Annotated in this window: 7 protein-coding genes and 1 pseudogene; 5 read left to right on the top strand and 3 right to left on the bottom strand. The window is 35.7% G+C overall.

The window, feature by feature from the left end:
• Positions 1–90 precede the first annotated feature (90 nt).
• From ACT8YW_RS21335 to ACT8YW_RS21315, 5 genes and pseudogenes are all read left to right on the top strand, one after another.
• Positions 91–339 carry a helix-turn-helix domain-containing protein gene (locus tag ACT8YW_RS21335; RefSeq protein WP_117610432.1) on the top strand — a complete coding sequence of 83 codons (249 nt, stop codon included), beginning with the start codon at positions 91–93 and terminating at the stop codon, positions 337–339.
• Between the two features lie 2 nt (positions 340–341).
• A complete protein-coding gene (locus tag ACT8YW_RS21330) occupies positions 342–1,103 on the top strand; it encodes a Fic family protein (protein WP_117610462.1) in 762 nt (253 codons plus the stop codon).
• A 3-nt stretch (positions 1,104–1,106) separates the two neighbouring features.
• Positions 1,107–1,656: pseudogene (gene fic / locus ACT8YW_RS21325) on the top strand (protein adenylyltransferase Fic).
• A gap of 73 nt (positions 1,657–1,729) precedes the next feature.
• Positions 1,730–3,121: a P-loop NTPase fold protein gene (locus ACT8YW_RS21320; RefSeq protein WP_117610433.1), complete on the top strand. Its 1,392-nt coding sequence runs from the start codon at positions 1,730–1,732 to the stop codon at positions 3,119–3,121.
• Positions 3,122–3,143: 22 nt separating this feature from the next.
• Positions 3,144–3,473, top strand: a complete 330-nt coding sequence (locus tag ACT8YW_RS21315; protein ID WP_117610463.1) for a hypothetical protein — start codon at positions 3,144–3,146, stop codon at positions 3,471–3,473.
• Positions 3,474–3,730: 257 nt separating this feature from the next.
• Here ACT8YW_RS21315 and ACT8YW_RS21310 read toward each other — a convergent pair whose 3' ends face one another.
• Genes ACT8YW_RS21310 through ACT8YW_RS21300 form a run of 3 tightly spaced genes read right to left on the bottom strand, consistent with a single transcriptional unit; the run spans position 3,731 to position 6,139 of the window.
• A complete protein-coding gene (locus ACT8YW_RS21310; RefSeq protein ID WP_117610435.1) occupies positions 3,731–4,213 on the bottom strand; it encodes a DNA-packaging protein in 483 nt (160 codons plus the stop codon).
• A gap of 2 nt (positions 4,214–4,215) precedes the next feature.
• Positions 4,216–4,710, bottom strand: a complete 495-nt coding sequence (locus ACT8YW_RS21305; protein ID WP_117610436.1) for a hypothetical protein — start codon at positions 4,708–4,710, stop codon at positions 4,216–4,218.
• A 25-nt stretch (positions 4,711–4,735) separates the two neighbouring features.
• The gene (locus ACT8YW_RS21300; RefSeq protein ID WP_444107075.1) at positions 4,736–6,139 is read right to left on the bottom strand and encodes a hypothetical protein; all 1,404 of its coding nucleotides are present in this window, start codon (positions 6,137–6,139) and stop codon (positions 4,736–4,738) included.
• Positions 6,140–6,249 lie beyond the last annotated feature (110 nt).

The raw sequence follows: 6,249 nt of genomic DNA, 5'->3' as shown, positions 1-6,249 counted from the left end.
TTAACATTACTTTAACCGAAAAATGTAACGTTATTACGGTACATTTAATAATAATTCTTATATTTGTACCGTAAACTAAAACATTACGATATGGATTTAAGAATAAAGGAAGTTATAAAAGAAAAAGGCATGACCATAACAGAGCTTGCCGATAAGATGGGAATAAATAGAGTGAATCTGTCTAATATGGTTAATGGTAACCCAACAGTCGAAACATTAAACAAAATAGCAGGTGCTTTGGAAGTTCCAGTTACTGAACTCTTTGAGCAACCAAAGTCTGGAACCGCTTCTCTCACCTGTCCCCATTGTGGAAAGAATATCAATATCAAAGCAGAATGACTATGAATGAAGAAATGAAACAATTATTGAATGAAGTTGATACGCTCAAGGTTCAGTTATCAACCTTGCGCCCACTTCCTGAAGAAGCACTGAAAAAGGTTCAAGATGCTTTAGATATTGAATATACTTATGAAAGTAACCGCATAGAAGGCAATACTTTAACTTTGCAGGAAACCGCCCTAGTAGTAAATGAAGGAGTTACCATATCCGGTAAATCTATGCGTGAACATTTGGAAGCTATCAATCATAGCGAAGCTATTGATTATATCAAAGATATAGCGAAGAAGGATATAGAGATAAGCGAACGCACTATCAAAGAAATACACGCTCTTATTTTGCATGGAATAGACCGTGAAAATGCCGGGAAATATCGTACCGTTCCCGTTATGATTTCCGGTAGTACCCACATGCCGCCACAACCTTATTTAATACAGAAGCAAATGGAGGATTTTATGATAAAGTACCGGCAGATGGAGGAAGAAAAAGTACATCCGGTACTTATAGCCGCATATCTTCACGACGAACTTGTACGTATTCATCCGTTTATTGATGGAAACGGGCGAACGTCACGTTTATTGATGAATCTTTATCTTTTACGGAATGGGTATACATTGGTTACTTTAAAAGGTAGCAATGAGGATAAAATAAGTTATTATAAAGCACTGGAAGAATCTCATACAGAGAATAAGCCGGAAGCCTTTCAAAAACTTGTTGTTGAGGCCGAAATAGCCTCTTTACAAAGATATTTGTCTATAATGCAATAGGGTATGAATACAAATGAAATAGATAAATTGAGCTTTGCAAAAGCTCATGCCTTGTTTGAAACTGGAGATATAGATCGTATTGAGGTGGGAACCGTAAAGGGATTGTGTGACATACACCGTTATTTGTTCGATGGGTTGTACAGGTTTGCTGGACAGGTGCGTACGTTGAATATAGTAAAGGGAAACTTTCGTTTTGCTAATTGTATGTATCTTGATGTGATGCTCCCAGTAATAGAAAAGATGCCGGAAACGAAATTTGAGGAAATCATTGCTAAATATGTGGAAATGAATATTGCCCACCCGTTTATGGAAGGCAACGGCCGTACTATGCGCATTTGGCTCGATATGATACTTAAAAAACGTCTTGGCATGGTGATCGATTGGCAGAATGTATAAGGTTCTCTATTGGCAAGCTATGGAAAGAAGCCCGATTAACGACCTAGAATTGCGGACTTTGTTACATCAAGGATTAACCAACCAGGTAGATGATCGAGAAGTTATATTTAAAGGTGTTACACAATCTTATTATTATGAGGGTTACGAACCTGAGTAATCTAGAGAATAAATTCGTTTTGTTCTTATTATGGAGATTGGAATAGAAAGTGAGGAATAATACAGAAATATTTATGCGTCAAATAGAAACAAAGGGTATGATGGAGCAATTTCAGGCTCATCTAAATAATACAAATAACCAACGAATTATTTTTTCAGGTTGTTTTGGAAGTGGCAAAACTACATTTTTAAATAATTTTTTTAATGATCCAGCACAACAGGAAAAATATTACGTATGTAAACTATTCCCAGTAAATTATGTGACTTCAACTAATAAAGACATTTACGAGTTAATAAAATTCGACATATTAATTCAATTGTTGGGGACTGGGATTACGATTGAAAGAACTGATTTTGAAAAAGTTTCTACAATATGTAGGTCGGTGAAAAGTAATGCGCTTAAGTTATTGCAAAGTATATTGGAAGTAGCATCACTTATTGATGAGAATACAGTAAAGTTGGGTAAAGCAATAGAAGTGATTGCGAATATATACAAAGACTACAAGGATGATTCTCCAAAGACTAAAATAGAACAATTTTTAAACGATTTAGAGAATGAGATAGGTACTAGTTATGAAATGAACGACATATCTAATTTGATAAGAGAAATGCTTATTAAAGCTAGCAAATTAGAGAATAAGCAAAAAGAAACTATTTTGTTGATAGATGATTTTGATCGTCTTGAACCATTACAGTCTTTTCGTTTGTTAAATATTTTGTCTACAAATGACAATGAAACGGGTACAGGAGAGAATAAATTTGGGTTTGATAAAATTATTATAGTATGTGATATAAATAATTTGCGTGATTGCTTTGTACATATCAATGGAACCAATAAAGCTTTCAATGGATATATTGATAAATTCTATTCAACGGAAATCTTTCGTTTTGATATAAGGAATGATCTTGTGAAAGTCATAAATATTCTATTCAGTCAAATAAATATGCCGCCTGATGTAAGAAGTGAATTTTTTGAACGTTATCTTGACATTATTCAGGTAATGATTAATTGTGGGGAAATAAATGTTAGAACAATAACAAAAATTCAAGAGGCACATATTGAGATAATACCAACAAAGACTCTTGACGATTTTCATAAAACGTGTGATTATGCAGGATTATTATTTCTTGTTTTGAAAAAAATGTTTGTAGATGATTATGAAGTTTCTAATGCGATATCAGCCTGTTCTATACAAGAACCATTATCTCCGTATAGGAAGAATTTTACAGCTATAAATGAAGTATTATGTCTTTTATATCCATCAATAACGGAGAAACAACAACATGAATTATTAATTTATGATAATAAATATACATTCAATATTCAAAAAACTGCATATTACTCATATTGGAAATTAGTTGCTGTAAATGGTGTTACAGATTATTATGCACTTACATTTCCTGTATTTCATCTGTTAGATAGAATTAAATATCAATATTTGAACATTCCTAAGTCTTATGAGTGATGTGGTAAAAATAAATGTTAATATGATTGTAGCCATATCCGAAGAATTGCTGTTTAAGCTAGTAGAATTTGCAGAAAATTTGGGTCGTAAAAAAGAACGAATTAGCTTATTCAAAGAATCTCAATTTATATCTCAAAATCAGGCACATATCCGGTATGGCAAAGGAAATGTTACTAAATGGGTAAAAGCTGGCATAGTGAAGAAATATAAAGATGTTGATGGAAAGTTACGTTCCGGCGTCCGTTATGATGTGCTTGACCTGGAATCAGCCGCTTTTAAATGTAATTATATGAAAGAACTTTCTCCTTTGGCAAAGGCTGAAATGAGAGAAATAATAAGCCCCGTTCCTTGATTGGTTCGGGACTTTTGTTTATACTTAGCCATTAAAACTATAATTTATATTCATCATTCAGACGTTTTATGATCCTTTTTATTGTTGAGGCTGATAGCTTATGCTTGTTTGAAAGAAAGTCCCGAATTTCGGCTTCTTTTCGTCCTTCTGCAAGCATATCTCTATACTCATAGAACATATCAAGATACATTATATCATCTGCGCTCACTCCGTTTCTGTTCATTGTAGCGAGTAGAAAGCGGCTTGATGCTAAAACCTCATATACTTTCATCTGCTTTGGGAATATAAGGTAAGAAATCAAAGCCTTTAAACTCTTTACTGTTGATGGTATGAGTTACCTTTTGTTTATCAGAAAGACCTATAATTCGGGAAACTATATTGGGGTTAAACGCACCAACAATAGCACCTTCTAATTGTTGTGTCCTGATGACATTCTCTATGCGTGTAATGACTACGGAAAAATCTTCATGACTACCTTTTTTAAAATCGTTCCAAAAGGACTTACTAACATCTAAATAAGCCATTAACCCGGTCAGAGAGTAAGGACGTTGTGTAGGGCTTTCTTCTTTTTCCTTTATTTCTCCTTTCGTTTTATTCTTGATTACTTTCCATGGAGTCCTGTCACAATAGGCAAAATACTCACAGGCTGCTTCCCACAACTGTTCAGGAGAAGCAAAACGCTTGCTTCTCCCATGCCTGTTTCTCAACTTCCAAAATTGGTTTCCTTTAGGTGCAGACATAACTAATGCTCTTTTAATTGTTTGATTAAATCCGCTTCTTCCTGATTCTTGACTACAACGGTCAATCCGGTAGAAACTTCTCCGGAATGCTCGGTGTTCTGTTTGTTCTTCCATCTGTCAGGAGCAAGATTTGTGAGAAGGAATATTCCGGCTCCCACATTAGGTTCAACACGGACATTTTTTCTAACTTCCTTTTTCAACTTCTTTTTCTTGCCTTCCATGTAGTATTCGGAAGAAACTTGTTCGTATTCATACCCGATGGCAGACCTTGCAAGGGAAGAAACTACATTGCGTTCTAACCCGTTTTTGAAATCTTCTTTCGCCTTTTTTATAGCAGTCCCGAAAGTTTCATTTTCCATCCACCGGTAATAGGTACTCTTTCCGATTCCCATTACATTACAGAAGTCAATAAGCTTTGCACCGCCATAATCTATAAGTCCGTTTTCACATACCCAGTCAACGCACTTTTGAATTGTTTCTTCATTAAATTTTGCCATATCTTCAATAGTTTTTAATAATATATTATAAGCTTTCTAGGTTTTCAAGTACTTCAACTCGTTTTCCAACTGTGTTTATTTCAGTTACAGATACCACCGGATTAGGCATCATCTGGACTCCTTTTGCTACAGCTCTTGCTAACATATCCTCTCCCATGGTCTGATTACTTGATGCGGTGATGTTTATCGGAACACCGCCTCCCATTTGGTTAAATGAGGAAAGGATCGGAGCGAATAACTCCGTAGTTCTTGCTGTCATTACCGATTCTCCGTTACTTAGTTGTGCCGGTATGCTATCACTCGTTCCGGTTCCCGGCCCAGTAACTAGTCCACCGGTTGCAAACTTGGCGGATTTAATAGACTTCATAGCAGTTCCCATCATAGCAGTAACAGCACCAACAACAGTTCCAATGGCTGCAAGCATATCTATCCATGTTGCACTTGAACTGGTAGCCGTTTTAACAGCATTTGCAATAGCTACTCCCTGCGCTATGGCAACTTCTGCAATCGCTAATAGTTTTGCGGCACGTGCCATTTCTTCATTAGTTTCTCCTGCCAACTCCAACAAGGAAGAGATTCCACCAATAAGATTTCCAATAGCTTCTGATTTCTGTGTTTCGATTTCTACTTCTTTATCAGCTAGTTCTTTTTCTGCATCGAGATAGGCATTTTTAAGCTCCAGCTTACGAAGATTGAAAGCTTCTATACTTTCTCCTTCCATTTGTTGGATGGCGTCTAATTCCTCCTTTCTTTGCTTTAATCTGATACGATAAACTTCCGCTTCATCATTGTACACTTTTGCAATCTCGGTTTCATAGCGAAGTTTCATTGCATCCTGTTGCTTTTTCAGTAAGTCCGCATCATGTTGTTTTACAAGATCATCAATTTTCTTATTATATTTTTCACGGATGGCAAATTTCATCTGTTCGGTAAGTTCGGTATTAGAAAGGTCTAAATCCCGTTGCGCAATTAATTGCTGCATCTTCAGTTGATATTCCTGTTCGCTTCCTTTCTTTACAGATTCAAGTTGTATTTCTATAAGCTTCTGGCGGTTGGCAATTTCCTTCTGCAATTCTTCATCGGATAGCTTCTTTAGTGCCTGCTGTTTTTGTGCTTCTAATGAAGTGATTTGCTTATTGATGGCCTCTTTTGCTTTAGGTGTCAAATCCTCCTCCGTTTTAATACGCTTTTTAAGATCCTCTATCTGGCGGGAATACTGTAGTTCGATCTCTTCCGTTTGGCGTTTCCGGCTATCTTTTATCAGTTTTAAGGCTTCATCTTCTGCTTTCCTCAATTCGGCAATTTCTTTCTTTTTTGCTTCAATATTGGCAGCACTGGTGATACCCCCCGTTGCTTTGCTTGTAGGCTCATAATTCGTTATATCATTTATTTGTTTTCTTAGAGATTCAACAACAGATAATTGATTCATTCGCTCTTTCCAAGATTTGCTAATATCCTGATTTATTTCTTTATTAGTACGATCTAACCCTAGTCCTTCTCTAATAATTCAAGAAGCAATTAGTACTTTATTGTATTTGT

The sequence above is a fragment of the Bacteroides sp. genome (assembly GCF_052357945.1).
GTDB lineage: Bacteria > Bacteroidota > Bacteroidia > Bacteroidales > Bacteroidaceae > Bacteroides.
This window is presented reverse-complemented; position numbering and strand designations above follow the sequence as displayed.

Coding starts and splice junctions, on each gene's coding strand:
- ACT8YW_RS21335 (WP_117610432.1), top strand. CDS start 91: ATGGATTTAAGAATAAAGGAAGTTATAAAAGAAAAAGGCATGACCATA.
- ACT8YW_RS21330 (WP_117610462.1), top strand. CDS start 342: ATGAATGAAGAAATGAAACAATTATTGAATGAAGTTGATACGCTCAAG.
- ACT8YW_RS21320 (WP_117610433.1), top strand. CDS start 1,730: ATGCGTCAAATAGAAACAAAGGGTATGATGGAGCAATTTCAGGCTCAT.
- ACT8YW_RS21315 (WP_117610463.1), top strand. CDS start 3,144: ATGATTGTAGCCATATCCGAAGAATTGCTGTTTAAGCTAGTAGAATTT.
- ACT8YW_RS21310 (WP_117610435.1), bottom strand. CDS start 4,213: ATGTCTGCACCTAAAGGAAACCAATTTTGGAAGTTGAGAAACAGGCAT.
- ACT8YW_RS21305 (WP_117610436.1), bottom strand. CDS start 4,710: ATGGCAAAATTTAATGAAGAAACAATTCAAAAGTGCGTTGACTGGGTA.
- ACT8YW_RS21300 (WP_444107075.1), bottom strand. CDS start 6,139: ATGAATCAATTATCTGTTGTTGAATCTCTAAGAAAACAAATAAATGAT.